Source organism: Streptomyces sp. NPDC001941 (assembly GCF_040296945.1).
Taxonomy (GTDB): Bacteria; Actinomycetota; Actinomycetes; order Streptomycetales; family Streptomycetaceae; genus Streptomyces.
Genome location: NZ_JBEOYE010000118.1, coordinates 1 through 24,996, shown reverse-complemented (window position 1 = coordinate 24,996; position 24,996 = coordinate 1). Strand labels below are relative to the sequence as shown.

The following is a 24,996-nucleotide window of genomic DNA, read 5'->3' as shown; positions in this document are numbered from 1 at the left end:
TAACCGCCCCGCCTCCCCTTGAGGCTCGGCCCGGGGGCGGGGGCGGGGGACCGGTACGCGACCGGTCCCGCACCGGCTCACTGGTCCGGGCTGAAGCGGATCGAGGCCTGCGGCAGCCGGGCGCCGCACCAGATCCGGGCGCCCTCGCGCAGTTCGTTGTCGGCCCCGACGACCGCGCCGTCACCGACGACGGCCCCGGTCAGGACGGTCCGCGCGCCCACCACCGCACCGGCTCCCACCAGCGAGTCGGTGACCACCGCGCCGGCCTCGACCACGGCGCCGGCGAGCACCGCGCTGCCGCTCACCCGGGCGCCCTCGCCGATCGTGGCGCCCTCGCCGACCACCGTGCCGCCGGTGAGCTTGGCGCCGGGCGCGACGGTGGCGGTGGGCAGCACCAGGGACTCGCCCCGGCGGCCCGGCACCGCCGGGGAGGGGGCGCGGCCGAGGACCAGGTCCGCCGATCCCCGTACGAACGCCTGGGGGGTGCCCAGGTCGAGCCAGTACGTGGAGTCGACCATGCCCTGCAGGTGGGCGCCCGAGGAGAGCAGGTCGGGGAAGGTCTCGCGCTCCACCGAGACCGGGCGGCCGGCCGGGATGGTGTCGATGACCGATCTGCGGAAGACGTACGCGCCCGCGTTGATCTGGTCGGTGACGATCTCCTCCGGCGTCTGCGGCTTCTCCAGGAAGGCCCGCACCCGGCCGGTGGCGTCGGTGGGCACCAGGCCGAAGGCGCGCGGGTCCTCGACCCGGGTCAGGTGCAGCGACACGTCCGCGCCCGACTCCTGGTGGGTGTCCACCAGGGCCCGGATGTCCAGGCCGGTGAGGATGTCCCCGTTGAAGACCAGGACCGGCTCGTCGGGGCCCGAGCGCAGCCGCCCGGCCACGTTGCGGATGGCGCCGCCGGTGCCGAGGGGCTCGACCTCGGTGACGTACTCCAGGTGCAGCCCCAGCGCGGAGCCGTCGCCGAAGTACGGCTCGAAGACCTCGGCCAGGTACGAGGTCGCCATGACCACGTGGTCCACGCCCGCGGCGCGGGCCCTGGCCAGCTGGTGGGTGAGGAACGGCACTCCCGCGGCGGGGACCATCGGCTTGGGCGTGTTGACCGTCAGAGGGCGCAGCCGGGTGCCCTTGCCGCCGACCAGGAGGATGGCTTCTGTCACGTGTCGTCTCTGCTTCCTGCCGTGGTCGTCCTGCCGGGTGGAGGATCGACCCTATGTCCGATGGAGGTGCGCGTGGCACCCCGGGGTCATCGGCGGCCCTGGTACTTCGCCGACGTGGTCCGCGCCTTGCCCAGCTTCTTGTAGAGACGGCCGCCGGGGCATTCGGTCGCGAAGCCGTCCCGGTGTCCGGAGATGACGTTCAGCCTGACCTTCCTGCCCTTCTTGTACAAGTTGCCGCCGCCGGATTTGAGTACCGTCTTCGCACGCGGGTTCACCCCGTACAGACCAAGCTTCCACGCGGTCAGCCGTGCGACGGCGTTCACCGCGGCCGGCGGGGGCGTGGAGTCGGTGTAGGTGCCGAGCACGGCGATGCCCATGCTGTCGGTGTTGAAGCCGAGGGTGTGGGCGCCCGTGACGGGCCGGTCCACGCCGCCCGCCCGGCCCTCGAAGATGGTGCCGCACTTGTCGACGGCGAAGTTGTAGCCGAAGTCCCGCCAGCCGCTGCTCTTGACGTGGTAGCGGTAGATGCTGCGCATCACGGCGGGCGACTGGGCGCAGGAGTACTGGTTGCCGGTGGCGCTGTGGTGCACGAAGGCCGCGTGGACCGTCCGGCCGTACTCGGACCCCTTCTCCCGCAGCTTCTCGTCGGCGCCCCAGCCGCGCCGGGTGACGATCCGCGGCCGCGCCCCGACGAAGGGCCTGGCGGACACCCCGCCCGCCTCCGCCTCGGTCTCCTCCTTGCTGAGCGCCGGGATCACGGTGGCGCCGCGCGGGGCGGGGGCGCCGGCCCGGGTGCCGTCGGGGGCGGACTTCCCGGGGCCCGGGTCGACCAGTTCCAGGTGCAGCCCGGCGGGCAGCGGCGCGGCGGCGGCCCGGCCGGTGCCGGGGGCGGCCGGGCGGACCCGCACCTGGACGCCGTCGCTGTCGCCGACCCAGAGCGGGGCGGTGGCGCCGCGCACCCGGGCGCGGGTCCGTTCGGCGCTGCCGGGGTCGGCGGCGTGCTCGTGGTTGTGGGTCTCCACGTCCTCCCAGCGCGACCAGTCGCCGCGGGTGGCGTGGGTGCGGACCTGGACCGTGCCGCGCAGTTCGCGCTCCGGGTCGTCCCAGACGACCCCGACCAGCGAGAAGGGCGCCACGTCCGGCAGGGACAGGCCCTGCGCCGCGGTGCCGCCCAGCGCGCGGTCGCTGCCCACCGGCCGCAGCGGCAGGGACCGGGTGGAGCCGGGCAGCTCCGCCGGGGCGGACGCGGCGCGGGCGGCGGGGGCGGCGGAGGCGGGCGGGGTGAGCGGCAGGACGAGGGCGGCGGTGCACGCGACACCGATGGACGAGGCGAGGATGGCACGCATGGGGAGATCCTGGACAGACCCATCCGCACGCGCGCGCCGGGAAACTGACGGACCGTCGGGCCAACCGGACGACGGCGTCACCGGTACGGCGGCGCGGCCGGCGGCCCGCCCCGTACCCTTGCGCGGATGAACGCCAGCGACCGCACCCCCGCCGACCTGCTGCGATCCGCGCTCGCCGCGGACCCGGCCCGCCCCTTGGTCACCTTCTACGACGACGCCACCGGTGAGCGCGTCGAATTGTCGGTGGCCACCTTCGCCAATTGGGTGGCCAAGACCGCCAATCTGCTCCAGGGCGACCTGGCCGCCGAGCCGGGCGACCGGCTCGCGCTGCTGCTGCCCGCGCACTGGCAGAGCGCCGTCTGGCTGCTGGCCTGCGCCTCGGTCGGCGTGCACGCCGACGTGCAGGGCGACCCGGCCGCCGCCGACCTGGTGGTGAGCGGCCCCGACGCGCTGGAGGCGGCGCGCGCCTGCTCCGGGGAGCGGGTGGCGCTCGCGCTGCGCCCGCTGGGCGGGCGCTTCCCGCAGCCGCCGGCCGGGTTCACCGACTACGCGGTGGAGGTGCCGGGGCAGGGCGACCGGTTCGCCCCGTTCGCGCCGGTCGACGCGGACTCCCCCGCGCTGAGCGCCGGGGGTACGGAACTGACGGGCGCCGCCCTGGTGGAGCGGGCCCGCGCGGAGGCCGGGCGGCTGGGCCTGGAGCCGGGCGGGCGGCTGCTCTCGGGCCTGGCGTACGACTCCTGGGAGGGCCTGGCGGCCGGTCTGTACGCGCCGCTGGCGGTCGGGGCGTCGGTGGTGCTCTGCCGCAACCTGGACCGGCTGGCGCCCGACGCGCTGGCGCAGCGGACCGAGAGCGAGCGGGTCACCGTCACGGTCCGCTGACCGGGCCCGCGCCGCGGCACCTCCCCCCGGCCGGAACCCCTCGGCCGGACCCCCGCACCTGAACTCCCGTACGAAAAGGGCGTCATACGTACGAAAAGCGGTCCGACCGGGCCGAAAGCGGTATGACAACCGATAGAGGTCCACCCGTGTGGCGCACCCCGGGCCGAGTCCCCCGGGCCCGGGCGTCAACTCCGGTACATGATCGGCGTGAAGAGTCACCCCTCGCACAACCAAGCGTCAGTTTCGGCCGTCTAGCACAGCGATCGAGCGGCCGGCTGACGCGCCGCCGACGCATGAAGGACGGACTCAGACGTGACGGACAGTGCCGGCAAGGCAGCGGAACCGGACACCCCGGGCGGGGAAGGGGCGGACCCCGGTTCCGCCCCGGACCCCGCGGACCCCGCGGCCCCCGGCGCGGCCGGAGCGCACAAGCGGCGCTGGCTCCGCTGGGCCGCGCTCGGAGCCTCCCTGGTGGTGCTCGCCGCGGCGGGCACCGGCTGGTGGTTCTACAAGAAGCTCGACGGCAACATCACCACCGACACCACGGCCGCCGCCGAGCTGGAGACGTACGAGAAGGAGCGCCCCTCGCCCGTCGTGGCGGACGCGCAGAACATCCTGCTCATCGGCTCCGACAGCCGCCAGGGCGCGGGCAACAGCAAGTACGGGCGCGACGACGGCGGCAGCCAGCGCTCGGACACCACGATCCTGCTGCACATCGCGGCGGACCGGCGCAGCGCCACCGCGGTCTCGGTGCCGCGCGACCTGATGGTGAACATCCCCGCCTGCCGCAAGCCGGACGGGACCCGGACCAGGGAGCAGTTCGCCCAGTTCAACTGGGCGTTCGAGTTCGGCGGGACGGCCTGCACGATCCGCACGGTCGAACTGCTCACCGGCATCCGGGTGGACCACCACATGGTCATCGACTTCAGCGGCTTCAAGGACATGGTGGACGCCGTCGACGGCGTGGAGGTCTGCCTCAAGGAGCCCGTCGACGACGCCGACGCGCACCTGAAGCTGCCCGCGGGCCGCCAGGTGCTCCACGGCGAGCAGGCGCTGGGCTTCGTACGGGCCCGCAAATCCATCGGCAACGGCAGCGACACCGAGCGCATGGACCGCCAGCAGCGCTTCCTGGGCGCCCTGGTCAACAAGGTGCAGAGCAACGGCGTGCTGCTGAACCCGACCCGGCTCTACCCGGTCCTGGACGCGGCCACCAAGGCGATCACCACGGACCCGGGCCTCGACTCGCTCAAGGACCTCTACGACCTGGCGCGTTCGCTGCGCGGCGTGCCGACGGAGAAGGTCCAGTTCCTGACCCTGCCGCGGCAGCCCTACCGCTACGACCCCAACCGCGACGAGGTCGTGGAGCCGGACGCGGGCGCGCTCTTCAAGCACCTGCGGGAGGACACTCCCGTGGCGGTGTCGCCCGGGCAGTCGTCCACCGCCGAGGGTGAATCGCCGAATGGCGAATCGAGTTCCGCACCCGAGGACGAATCGGACGGGGAATCCGACGAGAAGCCGGACGACACGGGTCCCGCGAGCCCTGCTCCCACGCCGACGTTCACCGGTACGAATGCGGCGGTGAGCCCGTGCGGGTAAAGCCGGGACCAAGCCGGAGTCGGCAGCTCACGGAGATTGGGCGGATTGCCCGGTTGTAAGGGGCGTGGAATTTGTCACGGACGTCGCCCCGCGCTGAACTGGGCGGATAGTGTGACGCGATCCGGTGCGCCAAGCCGTCAGGTCGCGCACCCAGGGATCGAAATACCGAGCGCCGTCGGGGGAGGCGCCTCGCGTGGCACCGACGGAGGACTCAGGCAACCGTGGACGCGCAAAGTCGTGGACGGGCGGACGACATCGACCCCGCCGACCAGTGGGTGCTGAACCCGCAGACCGGCAATTACGAATTGCGACTGGACCAATCCGCTGGGCAGTCGCCGGATTCCCGTCCGCACGTCGCCACTTCGCCGGCGAACTCCTCCGGAAGCAGAACGGACGTCCCCGGACAGGTGCCCGGGCAGGTCCCCGGACAGCGCCGCCGCAGCCGTTCCGCCGGCAGCGGCGGCCCCTCGGAGGGCGCGGAGCGCGCGCAGGGCCCGGGGCGCCGCAAGCGCAAGCCGCAGAAGGCGAAGAAGAAGCGGGCCCTGGTGTGGACCGGCGGCGTCGTCGGCTTCGTCCTGGTCGCCGGGTCCGCGGGCGCGTACGCCGTCTACCGGCACTTCGACGGCAACCTCAACACGGTCGACGTGCAGGGCGCGGGCACCGGCGGCTTCAAGAAGGACCAGGCCGTCAACATCCTGCTGATCGGCACGGACAAGCGCACCGGTGACGGCAACGAGGGCTACGGCGACAAGCAGAGCCCCGGGCACGCCGACACCACGATCCTGCTGCACGTCTCCAAGGACCGGACCAACGCCACCGCGCTGTCCATCCCGCGCGACCTGATCACCGACGTGCCGGACTGCCAGACCAAGACCGCGAGCGGCACCAAGTCCATCCCCGGGCAGCGCGACGTGCGCTTCAACACCAGCCTCGGCCAGTCCGAGCGCGACCCCGGCTGCACCATGCGCACGGTCAAGGAACTGACCGGGATGACCGTCGACCACTTCATGATGGCCGACTTCAACGCCATCAAGACGCTGACCAGCGCGGTCGGCGGCGTCGACGTCTGCGTCGCCAAGGACGTCAACGACCCCGACTCGCACCTGAAGCTGACCAAGGGCACGCACACCATCGAGGGCGAGCAGGCGCTGGCCTTCGTGCGCACCCGGCACAGCTTCGGCAACGAGAGCGACCTGGACCGCATCAAGACGCAGCAGCAGTTCCTGTCCTCGCTGATGCGCAAGATGAAGTCGTCCGACACCCTCTCCAGCCCCACCAAGATGTGGAGCCTGGCGGAGGCCGCCACCAAGGCGCTCACCGTCGACACCGGGATAGGGAGCATCGACAAGCTGCGCGACCTCGGCATGGAGCTGTCCAAGGTCGACCTGCAGAACATCACCTTCACCACCCTCCCGGTGCTCGACAACCCGGCGGAGAAGGTGAAGGCGACCGTGGTGGTCGACGAGGCGAAGGCCAAGCCGCTCTTCTCGATGATGCAGAACGACGTCTCCCTCACCGAGGTGAAGGAGAAGGAGAAGGAGAAGGCCGACGCCGCCAAGGAGGCCGCGGCGGCCAAGCTCCAGGGCGCCCGCGCCCAGGCCTCCGACGTCCGCGTGGACGTCTTCAACGGCAGCGGCCAGCAGGGCGCGGCGCAGTCCACCATCAACTGGCTGCAGAACGACGCGGGCGTGCTCAAGTCCAGCAACAAGAGCAACGCGCCCGCGGACCAGCCGAAGACGACGCTCGTCTACGGCCCCAACCAGGCCGACCAGGCGCGCAAGCTCGCGGACCTGATGGGCCTGCCGGGCACCGCCCTGCGGCCGGCCACCGCCGACGCGGTGGGCAGGCAGGCGATGGTGCTGACCCTCGGCGCCGACTTCAAGGGCGCCGGGGTCCCCCTGACGGGACCGGCGAAGGCGCCGGAGGGCGTGCAGAAGGTCGAAGCAGACAAGCAGGTGTGCGCCAAGTGACCCGGGTTCCCCGGGCCGCGTGGCGCGCCTGACACGACAGGAGTGACCCAGGGGTGGGACAGAACAGCGTGCGTGGGGAGGGCACGCGGCAGCGCGCGCCGCAAGCCCGTGATCTCGGCCGGGACGACGGGCCGCACGACGGCGGGGAGCGCTCTCCGCAGGGTGCCGCGGGCAGCGCCCCCGGCGGATCCGGCCCCGGCCGGGGCCACCGCAGGGGCGGTCCGCGCCGCCGCGGTGCGGGCGGCAAGGGCCGCAAGGGCGGCAGACGCCGAATACTGCGCTGGACAGCCGCCGGCGTCTCGCTGCTGGTACTCGGCACGGCGGGCGCCGGCTACCTGTACTACGAGCACCTCAACGGCAACATCCGCAAGGGCGAGCGCAGCGCCTCCGCGTCCGGCGCGCAGAAGGCGGCGCCCAACGCGGCCGGGCAGACCCCGCTGAACGTCCTGCTCATCGGCTCCGACAGCCGCGCCTCCGAGGCCAACCAGAAGCTGGGCGGCTCGCGGGACAACAAGGACAACCCGCCGCTGGCCGACGTACAGATGCTGCTGCACGTCTCGGCCGACCGCAAGAACGCCTCGGTGGTCTCGATACCCCGCGACACCCGGGTGGACATCCCCGAGTGCCAGGACCCCAAGACCAAGAAGAAGTGGCCCGCGGCCAACGACCTGATCAACGAGACGCTGGGGCGCGGCGGCCCCGGCTGCACCCTCTCCACCTGGGAGAAGCTGACCGGGATCTACATCGACCACTGGATGACGATCGACTTCGCGGGCGTGGTCGCCATGTCCGACGCGATCGGCGGCGCCGAGGTCTGCGTGAAGTACCCGGTGTGGGACCACCCCACGGTCCGCGTGAAGGGCGGCTCCGGGCTGAAGCTCGCCAAGGCCGGCAAGCAGACGATCTCCGGTGAGCAGGCCCTGCAGTGGCTGCGCACCCGGCACGCCTTCTCCAGCGACATCGGCCGCTCCCAGGCGCAGCACATGTACATGAACTCGGTGATCCGCAACCTCAAGCAGCAGGACGCGTTCACCGACGGCGGCAGGCTGATGGACCTGGCCGAGACGGCGACCAAGTCGCTCCAGGTCTCCGAGGAGATCGGCACGGTCAAGAAGCTCTTCGACCTGGGCATGACGCTCAAGGACGTGCCGCTGGACCGGATCACCATGCTGACGATGCCGCGCGTGCAGGACCCCAGGGACGAGAACCGCGTGCTGCCCGCGCCCGGCAAGGCCGACCAGCTGTGGCAGATGCTGCGCGACGACGTCGCGGTGGACGGCAAGGGCGGCACGCCCAAGCCGAAGGCCTCCGCGAAGCCGAAGGACCCGGCGTCCGCGCCCGGGGAGACCGGGGTGCTGGTGCGCAACGGCACGTACACCGCGCAGCTGGGCTCGGCGCGCGGCCGGGCGACGACGGTCGCCGGGCTGCTCGTGGGCAAGGGGTACGCCCGGGCGAAGGCGGACCAGAGCTCCACCGCACCGCTGGCCTCGACCACGGTGTACTTCCCGAGCGCCGACCTGGAGGGCGACGCCCAGGCGGTGGCCGGGGCGCTCGGCGTCCCGCTGACCTCGGTGAAGAAGTCCACCGACGTGTCGGGCGTGACCCTGGTCGTGGGCGCCGACTGGCGCACCGGCTCCGCCTACCCCAAGGCCTCCACCGCCAGGCCGAAGGTCGACAAGGCCGAGACGGAGGCGCAGACCGCCTCGGACGAGGGCGGGTGCATGGACGTGTACGCGCCCTACCGCTGGTCGGGCAAGGGGTAGCCGGCCCTCGCGCGTCCGTACGCGTACGTACGTGAGGAGGGGCCCCGCACGGCGCGCGTGCGGGGCCCCTTCGCGCGTACGGACCGGCGGACGCCTCCGCGGCCGGGGAACGCCCGTCGCGTTACCGCGAACGGGGGACACCGGCGCGCGCCGCCCGGGTCGGGTGCATGAGCCGCAGATCGTATCGGCCTACGGTGCTCTCATTCCCCCAGTCACCGCGGAGGTGTCCCCCGTGCCCACGCCGCCCCGGCCGACCGCCCGCCCCAGACCCCCGCGCGGCCGTCCGCAGGGGCGCAGACCGGCGGGCCGGCCCCGCTGGGGCATGCGGATCGCGACGTCGCTGTCCGTGCTGGTGCTGGGGGCGGGCGGGATCGGGCACGCGGTGGTGACCAGCCTGGACACCGGGATCGCCCGGGTGGACCCGTTCCGCGACATGAAGAACCGGCCGGAGGCCGGGCACGGCACCAACATCCTGCTGGTGGGCACCGACGGCCGCGACAAGATCACGCCGGAGGAGAAGGAGAAGTACCGCCTGGGCGGCGCTCCCTGCCACTGCACCGACACGATCATGCTGGTGCACATCTCCGAGGACCGGGAGCGGGCCAGCATCGTCTCGCTCCCCCGCGACTCGTACGCGGAGATCCCCGAGCACACCGACGAGAACAGCGGCAAGCACCACAACCAGCACCCGGTGAAGATCAACGCGGCGTACGCGGAGGGCGGGCCGAACCTCACGGTGCGCACCGTGGAGCACATGACCGGGGTGAAGATCGACCACTACCTGGAGGTCGACTTCACCAGCTTCATGAAGACCGTCGACGCGGTCGGCGGGGTCGAGGTGTGCACCGCCCGCCCGATGAAGGACTCCTACACCGGCCTGGACATGGCGGTGGGCACGCACCGCCTGGACGGCGGCCAGGCCCTGCAGTACGTGCGCTCGCGGCACATCGACGGGGCCGCCGACCTCGGCCGCATGCAGCGCCAGCAGCGCTTCCTGGCGGCCCTGATCAACCAGGCGACCAGCAGCGGGGTGCTGCTGAACCCGGTGCGCTTCCGGGAGGTCGCCACCACGATGCTCAGCTCCGTGCGGGCCGACGAGGGCTTCGGCACCGAGCAGATGCTGGCGCTGTCCAAGGCGATGCGGGGCTTCACCCCGGCCTCCTCGGAGTTCACCTCGGTGCCGATCGGCCAGATGAGCTACCCGGTGAAGGGGATCGGCTCCACGGTGAAGTGGGACCCGGTGAAGGCGGGCAAGCTGTTCCGGACGCTGCGCGAGGACAGGCCGCTGGCCCCGCGCCGGGCGCCGGCGAAGGTGAAGAAGCTGCTGGTGGCGGTGGCCCCGCAGCAGATCCGGGTGCAGGTCTACAACGGCACCCGCACCGACGGGCTCGGCCGCAAGGTCGACGACGCGCTGCGGGCGACCGGCTTCAACACCACCAGGGCGCCGCAGACCGGCGACCGCAGGGACGTGCGCCGCACGCTCGTCACGTACGACCCGCGCTGGGACCGCTCGGCGAAGTCCCTGGCCACCGCGCTGCCCGGGTGCGAGCTGCGGGCCGTGAAGGGGCAGGGCGGCACGCTGAAGGTGACGGCGGGCACCGACTTCAAGGGCGCGGTGCCGGTCCGGGCCGAGGACGCCTACCAGGGCGAGTTCGGCGCGGTCACCGGCGACCAGGTGGTCTGCCCCTAGCGATAGCCCCTAGTCCGGGTAGCCGTCGGCGGTGCGGCGCTCGCGGAGCTCCTTGATCGCGCGGCGCCGGGCCAGCCGGTGCGTGCGGCGGATCTGGGCCTCCTGGTAGCGCCGCCGGTCCTTCTCGGTCTCCGGGACCACGGGCGGTACGGGGCGGGGCTTGCCGTCCGCGTCGACCGCGGCGAAGACCAGGTAGGCCGAGCCGACCTGGGTGGCCGGGGTCGACTCGTTCCAGCGCTCGGCGAGGACCCGGACGCCGACCTCCATGGAGGACCGGCCGGTCCAGTTGACCTGGGCCTTCACATGCACCAGGTCACCGACCCTGACCGGCTCCAGGAACGCCATCTCGTCCATCGAGGCGGTGACGGCGGGACCGCCGGAGTGGCGGCCCGCGACGGCGCCCGCGGCGTCGTCCACCAGCTTCATGATCACGCCGCCGTGCACCGTGCCCAGCAGGTTGGTGTCGGCGTGGGTCATGATGTGGCTCAGCGTGGTGCGGGACGCCGAGGTGGGCTTGCCCGGGACGTCACTCTCCGGACCGGTGGCCTGATCTGTCATGCCCCCAGCGTAAGCGGGCCCGCACACCTGTCGTATTGCATCAGCTTGGCAACAGCACGGCTGCCGTTTCCCACCCGCCCTGTCAGCCACTGCCACGAGCCCGGCACACTGGACCACATGAATGACTGGCCCGATGGGGGATACGGACGCGGCAGCGGCGGTGCCGAGCCCGAGGGTGCGCGCGCCATGCCGCACGTGCGGCGGCAGCCGCGTCAGCCGGTGCGCCCGCCCGTACCGTCGCAAGCGCCCGCCGGCTACGGCTACGGGAACGGCGGTGACGCCCCGTACGACAGCGGTTACAACACGGGCCAGGTCTACGGCCAGCCCTCCGGCGGGAACGGCGGGCACGGCGGCTCCGGCCAGGTGCCCCCGCAGCGGCCGCGCGGGCCGCGCCCCGGGCAGCCCGCGCCGGACTGGCGCAAGCGGATCAAGGTCGGCTCGATCGTGCTGGTCGTGGCGGTGCTGGGCTGGGGCGTGGGCACCTACGCCTGGGCGAGCTCGCAGATGCGCAACGAGGTCGACCTCTCCAAGGTCATCGAGCGCCCCAAGGAGGGCGACTGCACGACCTACCTCATCGTCGGCTCCGACTCCCGCGAGGGGATGTCCGACGAGGAGAAGAAGAAGCTGCACACCGGCTCCGCCGAGGGCAAGCGCACGGACTCGATGATGGTCCTGGCGAAGTGCTCCAGCGGGAACACGATGATCTCGCTGCCGCGCGACTCGGACGTGGAGGTCCCGTCCTTCCGCGGCTCGCAGTCCGGGAAGATGTTCCCCGCCACCGGCAAGCGCGCCAAGCTGAACGCGACGTACGCCACCGACGGCCCCGAGCTGCTGGTGCGCACCGTCGAGTACAACACCGGGCTGCGCATCGACCACTACGCGGAGATCGGCTTCGCCGGCTTCGCCAACATCGTGGACGCGCTCGGCGGCGTCGAGCTGGACATCCCCAAGGCCTTCAAGGACAAGAAGTCCGGCGCCGACTTCCAGGCCGGCACCCAGACGCTCAACGGCGAGCAGGCCCTGGCCTTCGTGCGCACCCGGTACGCGTTCGCCGAGTCGGACCTGGCGCGCACCAAGAACCAGCAGAAGTTCCTCTCGGCCCTCGCCAACCAGGCGGCGACCCCGGGCACGATCCTCAACCCGTTCCGGCTCTACCCGACGCTCGGCGCGGGCCTGGACACCCTGATCGTGGACAAGGACATGTCGCTGTACGACCTCGGCCAGATGTTCTTCGCGATGAAGGGCATCAGCGGCGGCGACGGCACGTCGATGAACATGCCCATCTCGGGCAGCCGCGGCGGCAACCTGGTCTGGGACAAGGCGAAGGTCAAGCAGCTCGTCTCGCAGATCCAGAACGACGAGAAGGTCACGGTCAAGGGCAACTGACCGCCGGACCGCACGGGCCCGCCACCCACGCCGGGGTGGCGGGCCTCGCCGTTCACCAGTGCGGGTGAACGGTCACGTTCCGGACGCCGCGGGCCGCACCGCCCTACGATGATGCCCTCGACACGAACCATCAGGAGGCGCCATGTCCGCCGCAGCGGTCGAACGGCCCCACCCCGAGACGCCGGCGACGCTGCTCGCCACGGCCAACTGGCTCATGGAGCGCAACCCCGGCCTGCGCGTCGAGATCATCGGAGGAGTCATCACCGTGACCCCACCCCCGGACTACGCCCATGCCCGCGTACTCACCACGCTGATGCGCGCGTTCGACCACGCGGGCCTGCACGAGGGCGACACGGCGATCGCGCAGGGTGTCGGCCTCTGGCTGCCCGGCGGTCCCGAGGACTACGCCATCCCCGACTTCGTGCTGGTGGACGCGGACATCGAGGAGCACCTGGTCGAGAACAACTGCTACGACCCGGTCTGCTTCCGCCTCGTCCTGGAGGTCACGAGCAGCAACTACAACAGCGACCTGCGCGACAAGGTGCGGGCCTACGCGCAGGCCGGGGTGCCGGTGTACGTGATCGTGGACCGGCGGCACCAGCGGGTCAGGGTCCTCACGGACCCCGCCGACGGCGACTACGCCACGACGGCGCTGCACGCCCCCGGCCAGCAGGTGACGCTGCCCGACGCGATCGGCGCCAAGGTCACCCTGGACGTCGACTCGCTGCTGTCCGCGGGGACGGCGCGCACGGAGCCGCGCGACTGAGACGGGCCCGCTCCGGGTGGGAGCGGGCCCGTCCGGTGAGTGGGGGTTACGGCAGGTTCCTCGCCATGACGATGCGCTGGACCTGGTTCGTGCCTTCGTAGATCTGGGTGATCTTGGCGTCGCGCATCATGCGCTCGACCGGGTAGTCACGGGTGTAGCCGTAGCCGCCGAGCAGCTGGACGGCGTCCGTGGTGACCTCCATGGCGATGTCCGAGGCGAAGCACTTGGCCGCGGCGCCCAGGTAGGTCAGGTCCGCGTCGCCGCGCTCGGAGGCGGCGGCGGCCTGGTAGGTCAGGGCGCGGGCGGCCGAGACCTTCATGGCCATGTCGGCGAGCATGAACTGCACGCCCTGGAAGTCGCCGATCGGCTTGCCGAACTGCTTGCGCTCCTTGACGTACCCCTTGGCGTAGTCGAGGGCGCCCTGCGCGATGCCGAGGGCCTGGGCCGCGATGGTGATGCGGGTGTGGTCCAGGGTCTTCATCGCGGTGGCGAAGCCGGTGCCCTCCTCGCCGATCATGCGGTCGGCGGGGATGCGGACGTTGTCGAGGTAGACCTCGCGGGTCGGCGAGCCCTTGATGCCGAGCTTCTTCTCCGGCGCGCCGAAGGAGACGCCCTCGTCGGACTTCTCCACCACGAAGGCGCTGATGCCCTTGGAGCGCTTGTCGGGGTCGGTCACGGCCATCACCGTGTAGTACTCCGACACGCCCGCGTTGGTGATCCAGCGCTTGACGCCGTTGAGCACCCAGAAGTCGCCGTCGCGCACCGCGCGGGTCTTCATGCCGGCCGCGTCCGAGCCCGCGTCGGGCTCGGAGAGGCAGTACGAGAACATGCCCTCGCCCTTGGCCAGCGGGCCCATGTACTTCTTCTTCAGCTCCTCGGAGCCGGAGATGATCACCGGGAGGGAGCCGAGCTTGTTCACGGCGGGGATCAGGGAGGACGACGCGCAGGCGCGGGCCACCTCCTCGATCACGATGACCGTGGCGAGCGCGTCGGCGCCCGCGCCGCCGTACTCCTCGGGCACGTGCACGGCGTGCAGGTCGTTGGCGACCAGCGCGTCGTGCGCCTCCTGCGGGAAGCGCGCCTCCTCGTCGACGGCGGCGGCGAACGGGGCGATCTTCGCCTCGGAGAGCCCGCGGATCGCGTCCCGGAGCATGTCGTGCTCTTCGGACGGGCGGTACAGATCGAAGTCAGGCGTTCCCGCCAAGGCTATTCACTCCCCTGTGCTGCTAACTACCGTTAAGTAACCCCGATTTTAGGGGCCGGGCCCCCGCGGGGCATACGTGAGCTTGGTGACAGCGTGAAACGTGCCCCCGCCCGGCCCCGACTATGCTCGGGCCCGCAGTCGACCCGCACCCCTCAGGAGCACCACATGGCCCTCAAGATCACCGTGATCGGCACCGGCTACCTCGGAGCGACCCACGCCGCGGCCATGGCGGAGCTGGGGTTCGAGGTGCTGGGGCTCGACGTGGTGCCGGAGAAGGTCGAGCTGCTGGCCTCCGGCCGCGTACCGATGTACGAGCCCGGGCTGGAGGACCTGCTCCGCAAGCACGTCACCGGCGCCGAGGGCTCCACCGGACGGCTGCGCTTCACCACCTCCTGGGAGGAGGCCGGCGCCTTCGGCGACGTGCACTTCGTCTGCGTGAACACCCCGCAGAAGCACGGCGAGTACGCCTGCGACATGAGCTACGTCGACGCCGCCTTCGCCTCCCTGGCCGCCGTGGTGCGCGAGGGCGCCCTGGTGGTCGGCAAGTCCACCGTCCCCGTCGGCTCCGCCGAACGGCTGGCCGAGGTGCTGCCCGAGGGCGTCGAGCTGGCCTGGAACCCGGAGTTCCTGCGCGAGGGCTTCGCCGTGGAGGACACCCTGCACCCCGACCGGATCGTGGTCGGCGTGCGCGGCGAGCGGGCCGAGAAGACGCTGCGCGAGGTGTACGCCGTCCCGGTCGGCGAGGGCACCCCCTTCGTCGTGACCGACTTCCCCACCGCCGAACTGGTGAAGACCGCCGCGAACTCCTTCCTCGCCACCAAGATCTCCTTCATCAACGCGATGGCGGAGGTCTGCGAGGCGGCCGGCGGCGACGTCGCCAAGCTGGCCGAGGCCATCGGCCACGACGACCGCATCGGCGCCAAGTTCCTGCGCGCCGGGATCGGCTTCGGCGGCGGCTGCCTGCCCAAGGACATCCGCGCCTTCATGGCCCGCGCGGGCGAGCTGGGCGCGGACCAGGCGCTGACCTTCCTGCGGGAGATCGACTCCATCAACATGCGCCGCCGCGCCTCCATGGTGGAGATGGCCCGCGAGGCGCTGGGCGGGACCTTCCTGGGCAAGCGGGTGGCGGTGCTGGGGGCGGCCTTCAAGCCGGACTCCGACGACGTGCGCGACTCGCCCGCGCTGAACGTGGCCGGGCAGATCCACCTCCAGGGCGGACAGGTCACCGTCTACGACCCCAAGGGCATGGCGAACGCGCGCCGGCTCTTCCCGACCCTGGGGTACGCGGACTCCGCGGCGGAGGCGGTCCGGGGCGCGGACATCGTGCTGCACCTGACCGAGTGGCGGGAGTTCCGGGAGCTGGACCCGGCGGCCCTGGAGCCCGCGTCCCCCGTGCTGCTGGACGGGCGCAACGCGCTGGACGCCCTGCGCTGGCGGGGCGCCGGGTGGACCTACCGCGCCATGGGGCGGCCGCGCGCCTGAGCCGCCGCCCCGGCGGGGCCGTCGCCCGCGTCCAGCCGTCAGCCGTCGAGCTCGGCCAGGGTCTTGTTCGACGGGCCCCGCCTGGACCGCTCGTCGCGGGCGACCGACTCCGCGTCGCGCAGTACGCGGACCGAGTTCTGCCAGGTCAGCTTGGCCAGGTCCGGGCGGGACCAGCCGCGGCGCAGCAGCTCCGCCACCAGGTTGGGGTAGCCCGACACGTCGTCCAGGCCGTCCGGGGTGAACGCCGTGCCGTCGTAGTCGCCGCCGATGCCGACGTGGTCGATGCCCGCCACCTCGCGCATGTGGTCCAGGTGGTCGGCGATGGTGGCCGCGGTGGCGACCGGGCGCGGGTGGGCGGCCTCGAAGGCCGCGTGGACGGCCATGCCCGCGTCCGTGGTGTCCAGGTGGTGCAGCCCGTGCGCCCGCATGTTCTCGTCCGCCGCCGCCGTCCAGTCCACGGCCGCCTGGAGGACGAACTTCGGTACGAAGGTGGCCATCGCCACGCCCCCGTTGGCCCGCAGCAGCTCCAGCACGTCGTCCGGCACGTTGCGCGGGTGGTCGCAGACCGCGCGGGCCGAGGAGTGCGAGAAGATCACCGGCGCGGTGGAGGTGGCCAGCGCGTCGCGCATGGTGGTGGCCGCCACGTGCGAGAGGTCCACCAGCATGCCGAGCCGGTTCATCTCCCGTACGACCTCGTGGCCGAAGGGCGACAGGCCGCCCACGCCGGGGACGTCGGTCGCCGAGTCCGCCCAGGCGAGGTTGTCGTTGTGGGTGAGCGTCAGGTAGCGCACGCCCAGCCCGTACAGCCCGCGCAGCGTGCCCAGCGAGTTGTCGATCGAGTGGCCGCCCTCGGCGCCCTTCAGGGACGCGATGCGGCCCGCGGCGCGGGCCGCCTCCATGCCGTCGGCGTCCAGCGCGGGCGCCAGCGCGTCCGGGTGGCGGGCGAGCAGCTGGTCCACGCAGTCGATCTGCTCCAGCGTCGCGCTGACCGCCGCGTCGCCCGCCAGGTCGCTGCGCACGTACACCGACCAGTACTGGGCGCCCACGCCGCCCGCGCGCAGCCGGGGCAGGTCGGTGTGCAGCCGCCCGGTCTGGTCGCGGGCGACGTCGAGGCGGTCCAGGTCGTACCCGGCCTTCTCGCGCAGCGCCCAGGGCAGGTCGTTGTGGCCGTCGACGACGGGGTACTCGGCCAGCGCTTCGCGCGCTTCGGTGAGGAAGTCCATCTCCTCAGGCTGTCACCTCGCGAAGCCGAACGCCGAGGAGCCCTCGACCTTCTGCCGCAGCCGCTTGCCCTTCTCGGTGGCCTGGTCGTTCAGCTCCTGCTGGAAGTCCCGCATGCGGGTGAGCAGTTCGGGGTCGTGCGCGGCCAGGATGCGGGCCGCGAGCAGTCCGGCGTTGCGCGCGCCGCCGACCGAGACGGTGGCGACGGGCACCCCGGCGGGCATCTGCACGATGGAGAGCAGGGAGTCCATGCCGTCCAGGTACTTCAGCGGCACGGGCACGCCGATCACCGGCAGCGGGGTGACCGAGGCGAGCATCCCGGGCAGGTGGGCGGCGCCGCCCGCGCCCGCGATGATCGCCTTCAGTCCGCGCCCGGCGGCCTCCTCGCCGTACGCGACCATCTCGCGCGGCATGCGGTGCGCGGAGACGACGTCGACCTCGTACGGGATCTCGAACTCGTCCAGCGCCTGGGCGGCGGCCTCCATCACGGGCCAGTCGGAGTCCGAGCCCATGACGATTCCAACGACGGGGGTCATTCGGTGATCGTTCCTCGCAGGTAGCCGGCGGCGTGGCGGGCGCGGTCCAGCACCTCGTCCAGGTCGTCGCCGTAGGTGTTGACGTGACCGACCTTGCGGCCGGGCTTCACGTCCTTTCCGTACATGTGGATCTTCAGCTGCGGGTCGCGGGCCATGCAGTGCAGGTACGCGGAGTACATGTCGGGGAAGTCCCCGCCCAGCACGTTGCACATCACGGTCCACGCGGCGCGCGGGCGCGGGTCGCCCAGCGGCAGGTCCAGGACCGCGCGGACGTGGTTGGCGAACTGGGAGGTCACCGCGCCGTCCTGGGTCCAGTGGCCGGAGTTGTGCGGGCGCATGGCCAGCTCGTTGACCAGGATGCGGCCGTCGCGGGTCTCGAACAGCTCCACCGCCAGGTGCCCGACCACGCCGAGCTCCTTGGCGACGCGCAGCGCCAGCTCCTGCGCCTGCCCGGCCAGCTCGGGGTCGAGGCCGGGCGCGGGCGCGATCACCGTGTCGCACACGCCGTCGACCTGCCGGGACTCCACCACCGGGTAGGCGACGGCCTGCCCGTGCGGGGAGCGGACGATGTTGGCGGCCAGCTCGCGGGCGAAGTCGACCTTCTCCTCGGCGAGCACCGGCACGCCGGCCCGGAAGGGCTCCTCCGCGTCCGCCTCGGTGCGCACGAACCAGACGCCCTTGCCGTCGTAGCCGCCGCGCACCGTCTTGAGGATGATCGGGAAACCGTCCCCCTCGGCGGCGAAGGCCGCCGCGTCGGCCGCGTCGGACACGATCCGGTGGCGCGGGCTGGGAACGCCGATCTCGTCGAGCCTGGCCCGCATCACCCCCTTGTCCTGGGCGTGCACCAGCGCGTCCGGGCCGGGGCGGACGGGGATGCCGTCCGCCTCCAGGGCGCGCAGGTGCTCCGTGGGCACGTGCTCGTGGTCGAAGGTGATCACGTCGCAGCCGCGCGCGAAGTCACGCAGCGTGTCCAGGTCGCGATAGTCGCCGATGACGACCTCGCTGACCACCTGGGCCGCCGAGTCCTGGGGCGTGTCACTGAGGAGCTTGAACTTCAGGCCGAGGGGGATGCCCGCCTCGTGGGTCATGCGGGCGAGCTGACCGCCGCCGACCATGCCTACTACCGGGAACGTCACCCTCTTAGGGTATCCGCCGAATGGGAGACCCCCGCCAGCCTGTGGAATGTCACAGCTCGCCACGCCTTCGGGCCGCGCACGGGCATCGGCGCGCCAGGGTGGTTAGCATTGCCGGGTTGACGGAACCGGTCCGTACTCCACTCTGTCCTCCAAACCGACGGGACTGATCATCACCATGAGCGAACGGGGCGCGCTGCGCGTGCGACTGGAGCAGCTCGCGCGCGAGGTCGCCAAGTTCGGCGCGGTCGGCGGCCTGGGGCTGCTGGTCAACATGGCCGTGTTCAACCTGGTGCGGCACGTCACGGACCTGCCCGTGGTGCGGGCCAGCCTGATCGCGACCGTCGTGGCGATCGCCTTCAACTACGTGGGCTTCCGCTACTTCGCGTACAAGGACCGCGACAAGACCGGGCGCACCAAGGAGCTGACGCTCTTCCTGCTGTTCAGCGCGGTCGGCATGGTGATCGAGAACGGCGTGCTCTACGCGGCGACGTACGGCTTCGGCTGGGACGGGCCGCTGTGGAGCAACTTCTTCAAGTTCCTCGGCATCGGGATCGGCACGCTGTTCCGGTTCTGGTCCTACCGCACCTGGGTGTTCCGGGCACTGCCCGCCCGCGAGGCCGTGCAGACCGCCGAGTCCTTCCTGGAGCCGCGGCCGGACCCGGCGCCCGTGCGCCGCTGACCCCACGTCGCCGGCCTTCCGCCGCCGGCCTTTCCGCCGCCCGGCCGCCCGTGCTCAGCGGATCGGGCGCTCCGGCTCCGCGCCCCGGTCGCCGTGCTCCGGGTCCCCGTGCCCCTCGCGGCTGAGGAACAGCGCGAACACGGCCGGCTGCTGCTGGAGCAGCTCCAGGCGCCCGCCGTCCGCCTCGGCCAGGTCCCGGGCGACCGCGAGGCCGATCCCGGTGGAGTTGCGGCCGCTGATGGTCCGCTCGAAGATCCGCGCCCCCAGGTCCACCGGCACCCCGGGGCCCTCGTCGGTGACCTCCACGACCGCCTGGTTGCCGGTGACGCGGGTGCGCAGGGCGACGGTGCCGCCGCCGTGCATCAGCGAGTTCTCGATCAGCGCGGCGAGCACCTGGGCGACCGCGCCGGGGGTGGCCACGGCCCGCATGCCGACCTTGCCCGAGCGCACGATGGCGCGGCCCGCGCTGCGGTAGGCCGGGCGCCACTCCTCGATCTGCTGCTTGACGACCTCGTCCAGGTCGAAGGCGACGGCGGAGCCCGTGCGCGGGTCGCGCGAGTTGGTCAGCAGCCGCTCGACGACGTCGGTGAGCCGCTCCACCTGGGTGAGCGCGATCGTCGCCTCCTCCTTGACCGTCTCCAGGTCGTCGGTGAGCGTGATCTCCTCCAGGCGCATGGAGAGCGCGGTGAGCGGGGTGCGCAGCTGGTGCGAGGCGTCGGCGGCCAGCCGCCGCTCGGCGGTGAGCATCCGGGCGATCCGCTCGGCGGAGGAGTCCAGCACGTCGGCGACCCGGTCCAGCTCCGGCACGGCGTACCGCTTGTGGCGCGGGCGGGGGTCGCCCGAGCCCAGCCGCTCGGCCGTCTCGGCGAGGTCGGTGAGCGGCGAGGCCAGCTTGTTGGCCTGGCGTACGGCGAGGAGCACGGCGGCCACCACGGCGAGCAGCGCCACCGCACCGATGATCATGAGGGTGCGGCCGACCTCGGCGGTGACGGTGGAGCGGGACTCCTCCACGGTGACGGACACCCCGCGCTCGCTGTGCGCGGTGGCGCGGATCACGCCGCCGTCCGGGCGGCTGCCGATCTCGATGGGGGCCTTGCCGGGCTGGGTGACCCGCGCGTACCGCTTGGTGCCGGACTGGCGGGCCAGGATCTCCGGGTTGACCGGCTCCTTGCCCACCAGGCGGCTGTCCACGATGGAGACCAGGCCCCTGGCCTCGGACTCCACGCTCTCCTGGGCGCTGTTGGAGATGGTGCGGGTCTCGACGATCACCAGGGAGACCCCGAAGACGGCGATGACGACGAGCACCACGGCGAGCGTGGAGTTGATCAGGCGGCGGCGCACGGGTCGGACTCAGCTCTTTTCGAAGCGGAAGCCCACGCCGCGCACGGTGGCGATGTAGCGCGGGTTGGCGGCGTCGTCCCCGAGCTTCTTGCGCAGCCAGGAGATGTGCATGTCGAGGGTCTTGGTGGAGGACCACCAGGTGGTGTCCCAGACCTCGCGCATCAGCTGGTCGCGGGTGACCACCCGGCCCGCGTCGCGCACCAGGACGCGCAGCAGGTCGAACTCCTTGGCGGTCAGCTGGAGCTCCTCGTCCCCCATCCAGGCGCGGTGCGACTCCACGTCGATGCGCACGCCGTGGGTGGCGGGGGCGGGGGCGGGCTCGGTCGCGCCGCGCCGCAGCAGCGCCCGGACCCGGGCGAGCAGTTCGGCCAGGCGGAACGGCTTGGTCACGTAGTCGTCGGCGCCGGCGTCCAGGCCGACGACGGTGTCCACCTCGTCGGCGCGGGCGGTGAGGACCAGGATGGGCACGGTGTGGCCGTCGGCGCGCAGGCGGCGGGCGACCTCAAGACCGTCCATGCCGGGCAGGCCGAGGTCGAGCACGACCAGGTCGACACCGCCCTGCAGTCCGGCGTCGAGCGCGGTGGGACCGTCCTCCCGCACCTCGACCTCGTAACCCTCCCGACGCAGGGCGCGGGCCAGTGGCTCCGAGATGGATGCGTCGTCCTCGGCGAGCAGTACACGGGTCATGGCGACGATGGTAGTCCGCGAGGGGCCCGGTCAGGGCGGTGATCGACAAGCCCTTGGGGCCTGGGGCTGAACTTGAGATTCACCTTTGAATATGGGCAGATGGTTCCACAGACGCCTGTGATCCATGTCTCAAGTCCTTCCATATGCCGCACTGTCGTGTCGTATGGTGGCCAACACGCCTGTAGCACTACTGGGGACCTTTGGCTGGCTTGATGGTCAAGGGTCTCTTTTCTGCTCGGGGTCGGGTCCGACCGGACCCGCCCTGGAACAGTGAATGACCTGTGGGCCGGGCCCCGCGGCGCGACGTTGCGTCCGGGGCGTGGATCCCGGTGAGGACCGCATCCCCCGTCTCCGTACTCCGTACGGGGCGATCCCCTGTAAGGCGTGGGGCGGGACGGTTCCCCTGCCGGTGCCGGCCACCCGACGGGCGATTTCGTCGCTACGAGCGACGCGTCCCGAGCAAGCAAGGATCGACATGGCGTCCAGCCTGACGAAGTCTTCGACCGGAACCCCCGGTTCCGAGAAGACCTTCTTCGGCCACCCCCGCGGCCTGGCCACCCTCTTCATGACCGAGATGTGGGAGCGCTTCTCCTACTACGGCATGCGGGCCCTCCTCGTGTACTACCTGGTCTCCGGGGGCGCCGACGCCGCCGCGGGCAGCCAGGGCGGCGGACTTGCGATGAAGGCGGCCACGGCCACCGCCATCTACTCCGTGTACGTGTCGATGGTCTACCTGATGGCCATGCCCGGCGGCTGGTTCGGCGACCGCGTGTGGGGTGCCCGCAAGACGGTCACCATCGCCGGTTTCGTGATCATCGCGGGCCACCTCTCGCTGGCCCTGCCCGGCCAGGCCATGTTCTTCGTGGGCCTCGCCCTGGTCGCCGCCGGTTCCGGCATGCTCAAGGCCAACATCTCCACGATGGTCGGCCACCTCTACGACGGCCCGGACGACGAGCGCCGTGACGGCGGCTTCACGCTCTTCTACATCGGCGTGAACCTCGGTGCCTTCATCGCGCCGTTCGTCGTCGGCACGGTCGGCAAGGAAGTCAACTGGCACCTGGGCTTCGCCCTGGCCGCCATGGGCATGGCGCTGGGCCTGGTGCAGTTCCTGATCGGCACCCGCAACCTCAGCGCGCAGAGCGACATCGTCCCGAACCCGCTCTCCCCCGCCGAGCGCAAGGCCGTCCTGACCAAGGTCGCGCTGGTCGTCGTGGTCGTCGCCGCCTTCTACGGCGTCGTGGTCGCCATGGGCGCCTTCACCCTGAACTGGGCGATGGTCCCGCTGACCCTGATCGGCCTGCTCATCCCGGTCGCCGTCCTGGTGCGCATCAAGCGCGACAAGGACCTGTCGCCCACCGAGCAGACCAAGATGTCCGGCTACATCTGGTTCTTCGTGGCCGCGGCCGTCTTCTGGATGATCTACGACCAGGGCGGCTCCACGCTGTCGCTGTTCGCCGACTCCAAGACCGCGGACACCGTCTTCGGCCTCGGCTTCTCGGCCACCTGGTACCAGTCGCTGAACCCGCTGTTCGTGATGGCGCTGGCCCCGGTCTTCGCCTGGCTCTGGCTGTGGCTGGCCCGCAAGAACCAGGAGCCGAACACCATCGTGAAGTTCTCGATGGCCCTGGTCCTGGTCGGTGCGTCCTTCTTCGTCTTCATCGTCCCGATGAACATGGCGGGCGACGGCACCAAGGTCTCCCCGATGTGGCTCGTCTCGATCTACATGATCCAGACCATCGGCGAGCTGTGCCTCTCCCCGGTCGGCCTCTCCGTCACCACGAAGATGGCCCCGAAGAAGTACGCCTCCCAGATGATGGGCGTCTGGTTCCTCGCCGTCACCGCCGGTGACTGCACCACGGGTCTGCTGTCGCTGGCCGGCGTCGACCTGAACGGGACGGGGATCATCGCGCTCCAGGCCTCGCTGGCGGTCCTCGCCGGATTCGCGATCTACATGTACCGCAGGAAGGTCCAGACCCTCATGGGCAGCGTCCACTGACGCGCCCGTGAGGCCTGACGGCCCACGAGGGGCCCCGCACCGGACCGGTGCGGGGCCCCTCGCCGTTCAGCGGGTCCCGCGCAGCCTGCGCCACGGGGTGAACGTGAAGACCGCGCCGCCCAGCAGGATCACCGTGCCGGCCACCAGGGCCAGCGCCCGCAGCGCGCCGTCCTGCTCGGCGCCCGTGTTGGCCAGGCCGCCGGAGGAGCCGGAGGAGGACGAGGAGCCGCCGCTCGCGGCGGCGCCGCCGTCGTCCCCGCCGCCCTGGGCGCCGCCCTCCTGCTTGCTGGTGTCCAGGGTCAGCGAGGCGGCCGGGGTCCCCTTGACCGTGCAGGGGATGTTGATCTTCTGGCCGCTCAGGTCGACGTCGATGGTGAGGGTGCCCGGGGTCAGCGTCGACTTCCCGGTGGCGCCGGGCTTGTAGGTGCCCTTCATGTCGGGCAGGTCGACCGGCTTGCCCATCTCCAGGGGCGCCGGGTTGCCGGGTCCGACGACCTTGACCGAGCCCTTGTCCGCGCCGCCCAGGGTGATCGACATCGAGGGCTTGAGCGCGCCCGCGGGCAGCGGCGCCGGGCTGTTCATGACGCCCTTGGCGGTGACCACCGTGAGGTCGTAGCTGCCGCCGTTCTTCCTGGCGTTGACCGTCACCTTGCCCGCGATGTTCGCGGGCCCGGGCGACTTGCAGGCGAAGTCGACGGCGACCTGCTTGCCCGGGAAGTCGCTCTGGTCACCGCCGCCGCCCGAAGCGCCCCCGGACGACGTGGTGCCGCCGGAGGAGGTGGTGCCGCCGGAGGACGTCGTGCCCCCCGAGGACGTGGTGCCGCCGCTCGCGGTGGTCCCGCCCGCCGTCGTGCCCCCGGTCGTCGTGGTGCCCCCGGCGGTCGTGCCGCCGGACGTCGTCCCCCCGGTCGTCGTCGTGCCGCCCGAGCCGCCGCCCTCGGTGACCTTGATCGTGGCGCCCACCTGGACCGCCGCCTTCGGCGAGCACTTGGTGTCCGTCGAGATCGGCTTGCTGACGTTGATGGTGTACGCGTCCGGGGTCAGCGTCACGTCCCCGGCCTTGTCCAGCTTCAGCTTCGCCTTCATGTCCGGCAGCACCATCGGGCTGTTCTTGGGGATCGGCGGGTTCTGCCGGGGGCCCTGGACCTTCAGGGTGCCGCTGCCCGCGCCGCCGAGCTTGACGGTGCCACTGGGCTGCACGGTGTCCTTGTCCAGGTCGAGGACGTCGGGGTTCTTCGACGCGGCCTCGACCGTCTTCCAGACGACCTCCACCTCGTCGCCGACCTTCGCCTCGGCGGGCGCGGTGATCTGCACCTTGGTGGTGCCCTGGACCGGGGGGAGCCCGGAGATGGCGGGCGGTATGCACTCGGTCGCGTACGAGACCTCGGCGGCCTGGGCCGGTGGCGCGGCCACGATGATCCCCGCGCCGCCGAGCATCAGCGCGACTCCCGCCGCGCTCATCCTCCGTTGCGTCTTCACGGATGTCCCTTCGTCGTGGGTCGGTTCTCTGACGGTGCGGAGTCCGGTGCGAACCACGGCAGGGCGCCGGTGGCGGGCCCTGCCGCGGGGGTGGTGCCGGGGGGCGCGGCGGGGGCGCCCG

20 protein-coding genes are annotated in these 24,996 nt (G+C 71.9%); 10 read left to right on the top strand and 10 right to left on the bottom strand.

The annotated features are described in order from the left end of the window. Positions 1–77 precede the first annotated feature (77 nt). Complete coding sequence (gene manB / locus ABT160_RS41520; protein ID WP_351654126.1) at positions 78–1,160, bottom strand: mannose-1-phosphate guanylyltransferase; 1,083 nt, start codon at positions 1,158–1,160, stop codon at positions 78–80. An 86-nt stretch (positions 1,161–1,246) separates the two neighbouring features. After that, positions 1,247–2,506, bottom strand: coding sequence for a peptidoglycan recognition protein family protein (locus ABT160_RS41515; RefSeq protein WP_351654125.1), 1,260 nt, complete (start codon positions 2,504–2,506; stop codon positions 1,247–1,249). 126 nt (positions 2,507–2,632) lie between these two features. Between ABT160_RS41515 and ABT160_RS41510 the strand changes: the two genes are divergently transcribed. The 5 genes from ABT160_RS41510 (at position 2,633) to ABT160_RS41490 (ending at position 10,404) form a co-directional block, all read left to right on the top strand. After that, positions 2,633–3,385 carry a TIGR03089 family protein gene (locus ABT160_RS41510; RefSeq protein ID WP_351654123.1) on the top strand — a complete coding sequence of 251 codons (753 nt, stop codon included), beginning with the start codon at positions 2,633–2,635 and terminating at the stop codon, positions 3,383–3,385. Positions 3,386–3,697: 312 nt separating this feature from the next. Further along, on the top strand, positions 3,698–4,981 hold the full coding sequence (locus ABT160_RS41505) for an LCP family protein (protein WP_351654122.1): 1,284 nt from the start codon (positions 3,698–3,700) through the stop codon (positions 4,979–4,981). A 221-nt stretch (positions 4,982–5,202) separates the two neighbouring features. Next, a complete protein-coding gene (locus tag ABT160_RS41500) occupies positions 5,203–6,951 on the top strand; it encodes an LCP family protein (RefSeq protein ID WP_351654120.1) in 1,749 nt (582 codons plus the stop codon). A 53-nt stretch (positions 6,952–7,004) separates the two neighbouring features. Beyond that, positions 7,005–8,714, top strand: coding sequence for an LCP family protein (locus ABT160_RS41495; RefSeq protein WP_351654118.1), 1,710 nt, complete (start codon positions 7,005–7,007; stop codon positions 8,712–8,714). 232 nt (positions 8,715–8,946) lie between these two features. Continuing rightward, the gene (locus tag ABT160_RS41490) at positions 8,947–10,404 is read left to right on the top strand and encodes an LCP family protein (RefSeq protein WP_502984397.1); all 1,458 of its coding nucleotides are present in this window, start codon (positions 8,947–8,949) and stop codon (positions 10,402–10,404) included. A gap of 9 nt (positions 10,405–10,413) precedes the next feature. Here ABT160_RS41490 and ABT160_RS41485 read toward each other — a convergent pair whose 3' ends face one another. Next, entirely contained in the window at positions 10,414–10,962 is a 549-nt protein-coding gene (locus ABT160_RS41485; protein ID WP_351654114.1) for an acyl-CoA thioesterase, read from the bottom strand. A gap of 117 nt (positions 10,963–11,079) precedes the next feature. Here ABT160_RS41485 and ABT160_RS41480 point away from each other — a divergent pair, with 117 nt between their 5' ends. Together ABT160_RS41480 and ABT160_RS41475 are read left to right on the top strand one after the other, a co-directional pair. Then, on the top strand, positions 11,080–12,348 hold the full coding sequence (locus ABT160_RS41480; RefSeq protein WP_351654112.1) for an LCP family protein: 1,269 nt from the start codon (positions 11,080–11,082) through the stop codon (positions 12,346–12,348). Positions 12,349–12,490: 142 nt separating this feature from the next. Next, entirely contained in the window at positions 12,491–13,114 is a 624-nt protein-coding gene (locus ABT160_RS41475; RefSeq protein ID WP_351654110.1) for a Uma2 family endonuclease, read from the top strand. A gap of 46 nt (positions 13,115–13,160) precedes the next feature. On the opposite strand, the gene ABT160_RS41470 is transcribed toward ABT160_RS41475, so the two are convergent. Next, a complete protein-coding gene (locus ABT160_RS41470) occupies positions 13,161–14,318 on the bottom strand; it encodes an acyl-CoA dehydrogenase family protein (RefSeq protein WP_351654109.1) in 1,158 nt (385 codons plus the stop codon). Positions 14,319–14,483: 165 nt separating this feature from the next. Here ABT160_RS41470 and ABT160_RS41465 point away from each other — a divergent pair, with 165 nt between their 5' ends. Continuing rightward, entirely contained in the window at positions 14,484–15,800 is a 1,317-nt protein-coding gene (locus tag ABT160_RS41465; protein WP_351654107.1) for a UDP-glucose dehydrogenase family protein, read from the top strand. Positions 15,801–15,838: 38 nt separating this feature from the next. Here ABT160_RS41465 and ABT160_RS41460 read toward each other — a convergent pair whose 3' ends face one another. The 3 genes from ABT160_RS41460 to ABT160_RS41450 are packed head-to-tail and all read right to left on the bottom strand — an operon-like array spanning position 15,839 to position 18,672. Next, on the bottom strand, positions 15,839–17,023 hold the full coding sequence (locus ABT160_RS41460) for a dipeptidase (protein ID WP_351654106.1): 1,185 nt from the start codon (positions 17,021–17,023) through the stop codon (positions 15,839–15,841). 12 nt (positions 17,024–17,035) lie between these two features. Continuing rightward, on the bottom strand, positions 17,036–17,557 hold the full coding sequence (gene purE, locus ABT160_RS41455) for a 5-(carboxyamino)imidazole ribonucleotide mutase (protein WP_351654104.1): 522 nt from the start codon (positions 17,555–17,557) through the stop codon (positions 17,036–17,038). Next, the gene (locus tag ABT160_RS41450; protein ID WP_502984398.1) at positions 17,554–18,672 is read right to left on the bottom strand and encodes a 5-(carboxyamino)imidazole ribonucleotide synthase; all 1,119 of its coding nucleotides are present in this window, start codon (positions 18,670–18,672) and stop codon (positions 17,554–17,556) included. Before ABT160_RS41450 ends, purE begins: the two co-directional genes overlap by 4 nt. A 196-nt stretch (positions 18,673–18,868) precedes the next feature. On the opposite strand from ABT160_RS41450, the gene ABT160_RS41445 reads away from it, so the two are divergent. Further along, positions 18,869–19,372 (top strand): GtrA family protein, encoded by a 504-nt coding sequence (locus tag ABT160_RS41445; RefSeq protein ID WP_351654102.1) that lies wholly within the window; start codon positions 18,869–18,871, stop codon positions 19,370–19,372. Positions 19,373–19,426: 54 nt separating this feature from the next. Here ABT160_RS41445 and ABT160_RS41440 read toward each other — a convergent pair whose 3' ends face one another. Both ABT160_RS41440 and ABT160_RS41435 read right to left on the bottom strand, forming a co-directional pair. Beyond that, positions 19,427–20,713, bottom strand: coding sequence for a sensor histidine kinase (locus ABT160_RS41440; RefSeq protein ID WP_351654100.1), 1,287 nt, complete (start codon positions 20,711–20,713; stop codon positions 19,427–19,429). 9 nt (positions 20,714–20,722) lie between these two features. Continuing rightward, positions 20,723–21,400 carry a response regulator transcription factor gene (locus ABT160_RS41435; protein ID WP_351654099.1) on the bottom strand — a complete coding sequence of 226 codons (678 nt, stop codon included), beginning with the start codon at positions 21,398–21,400 and terminating at the stop codon, positions 20,723–20,725. A 475-nt stretch (positions 21,401–21,875) separates the two neighbouring features. On the opposite strand from ABT160_RS41435, the gene ABT160_RS41430 reads away from it, so the two are divergent. After that, positions 21,876–23,396: a peptide MFS transporter gene (locus ABT160_RS41430; protein ID WP_351654097.1), complete on the top strand. Its 1,521-nt coding sequence runs from the start codon at positions 21,876–21,878 to the stop codon at positions 23,394–23,396. 66 nt (positions 23,397–23,462) lie between these two features. On the opposite strand, the gene ABT160_RS41425 is transcribed toward ABT160_RS41430, so the two are convergent. Continuing rightward, complete coding sequence (locus ABT160_RS41425) at positions 23,463–24,857, bottom strand: hypothetical protein (protein WP_351654095.1); 1,395 nt, start codon at positions 24,855–24,857, stop codon at positions 23,463–23,465. Positions 24,858–24,996: the final 139 nt, after the last annotated feature.

Bases quoted from the DNA above. Each gene is read 5' to 3' on its own strand.
- ABT160_RS41515 (WP_351654125.1), bottom strand. From the start codon at position 2,506: ATGCGTGCCATCCTCGCCTCGTCCATCGGTGTCGCGTGCACCGCCGCC.
- ABT160_RS41510 (WP_351654123.1), top strand. From the start codon at position 2,633: ATGAACGCCAGCGACCGCACCCCCGCCGACCTGCTGCGATCCGCGCTC.
- ABT160_RS41485 (WP_351654114.1), bottom strand. From the start codon at position 10,962: ATGACAGATCAGGCCACCGGTCCGGAGAGTGACGTCCCGGGCAAGCCC.
- ABT160_RS41480 (WP_351654112.1), top strand. From the start codon at position 11,080: ATGAATGACTGGCCCGATGGGGGATACGGACGCGGCAGCGGCGGTGCC.
- ABT160_RS41475 (WP_351654110.1), top strand. From the start codon at position 12,491: ATGTCCGCCGCAGCGGTCGAACGGCCCCACCCCGAGACGCCGGCGACG.
- ABT160_RS41465 (WP_351654107.1), top strand. From the start codon at position 14,484: ATGGCCCTCAAGATCACCGTGATCGGCACCGGCTACCTCGGAGCGACC.
- ABT160_RS41460 (WP_351654106.1), bottom strand. From the start codon at position 17,023: ATGGACTTCCTCACCGAAGCGCGCGAAGCGCTGGCCGAGTACCCCGTC.
- purE (WP_351654104.1), bottom strand. From the start codon at position 17,557: ATGACCCCCGTCGTTGGAATCGTCATGGGCTCGGACTCCGACTGGCCC.
- ABT160_RS41450 (WP_502984398.1), bottom strand. From the start codon at position 18,672: ATGGTCGGCGGCGGTCAGCTCGCCCGCATGACCCACGAGGCGGGCATC.
- ABT160_RS41445 (WP_351654102.1), top strand. From the start codon at position 18,869: ATGAGCGAACGGGGCGCGCTGCGCGTGCGACTGGAGCAGCTCGCGCGC.
- ABT160_RS41435 (WP_351654099.1), bottom strand. From the start codon at position 21,400: ATGACCCGTGTACTGCTCGCCGAGGACGACGCATCCATCTCGGAGCCA.
- ABT160_RS41430 (WP_351654097.1), top strand. From the start codon at position 21,876: ATGGCGTCCAGCCTGACGAAGTCTTCGACCGGAACCCCCGGTTCCGAG.
- ABT160_RS41425 (WP_351654095.1), bottom strand. From the start codon at position 24,857: ATGAGCGCGGCGGGAGTCGCGCTGATGCTCGGCGGCGCGGGGATCATC.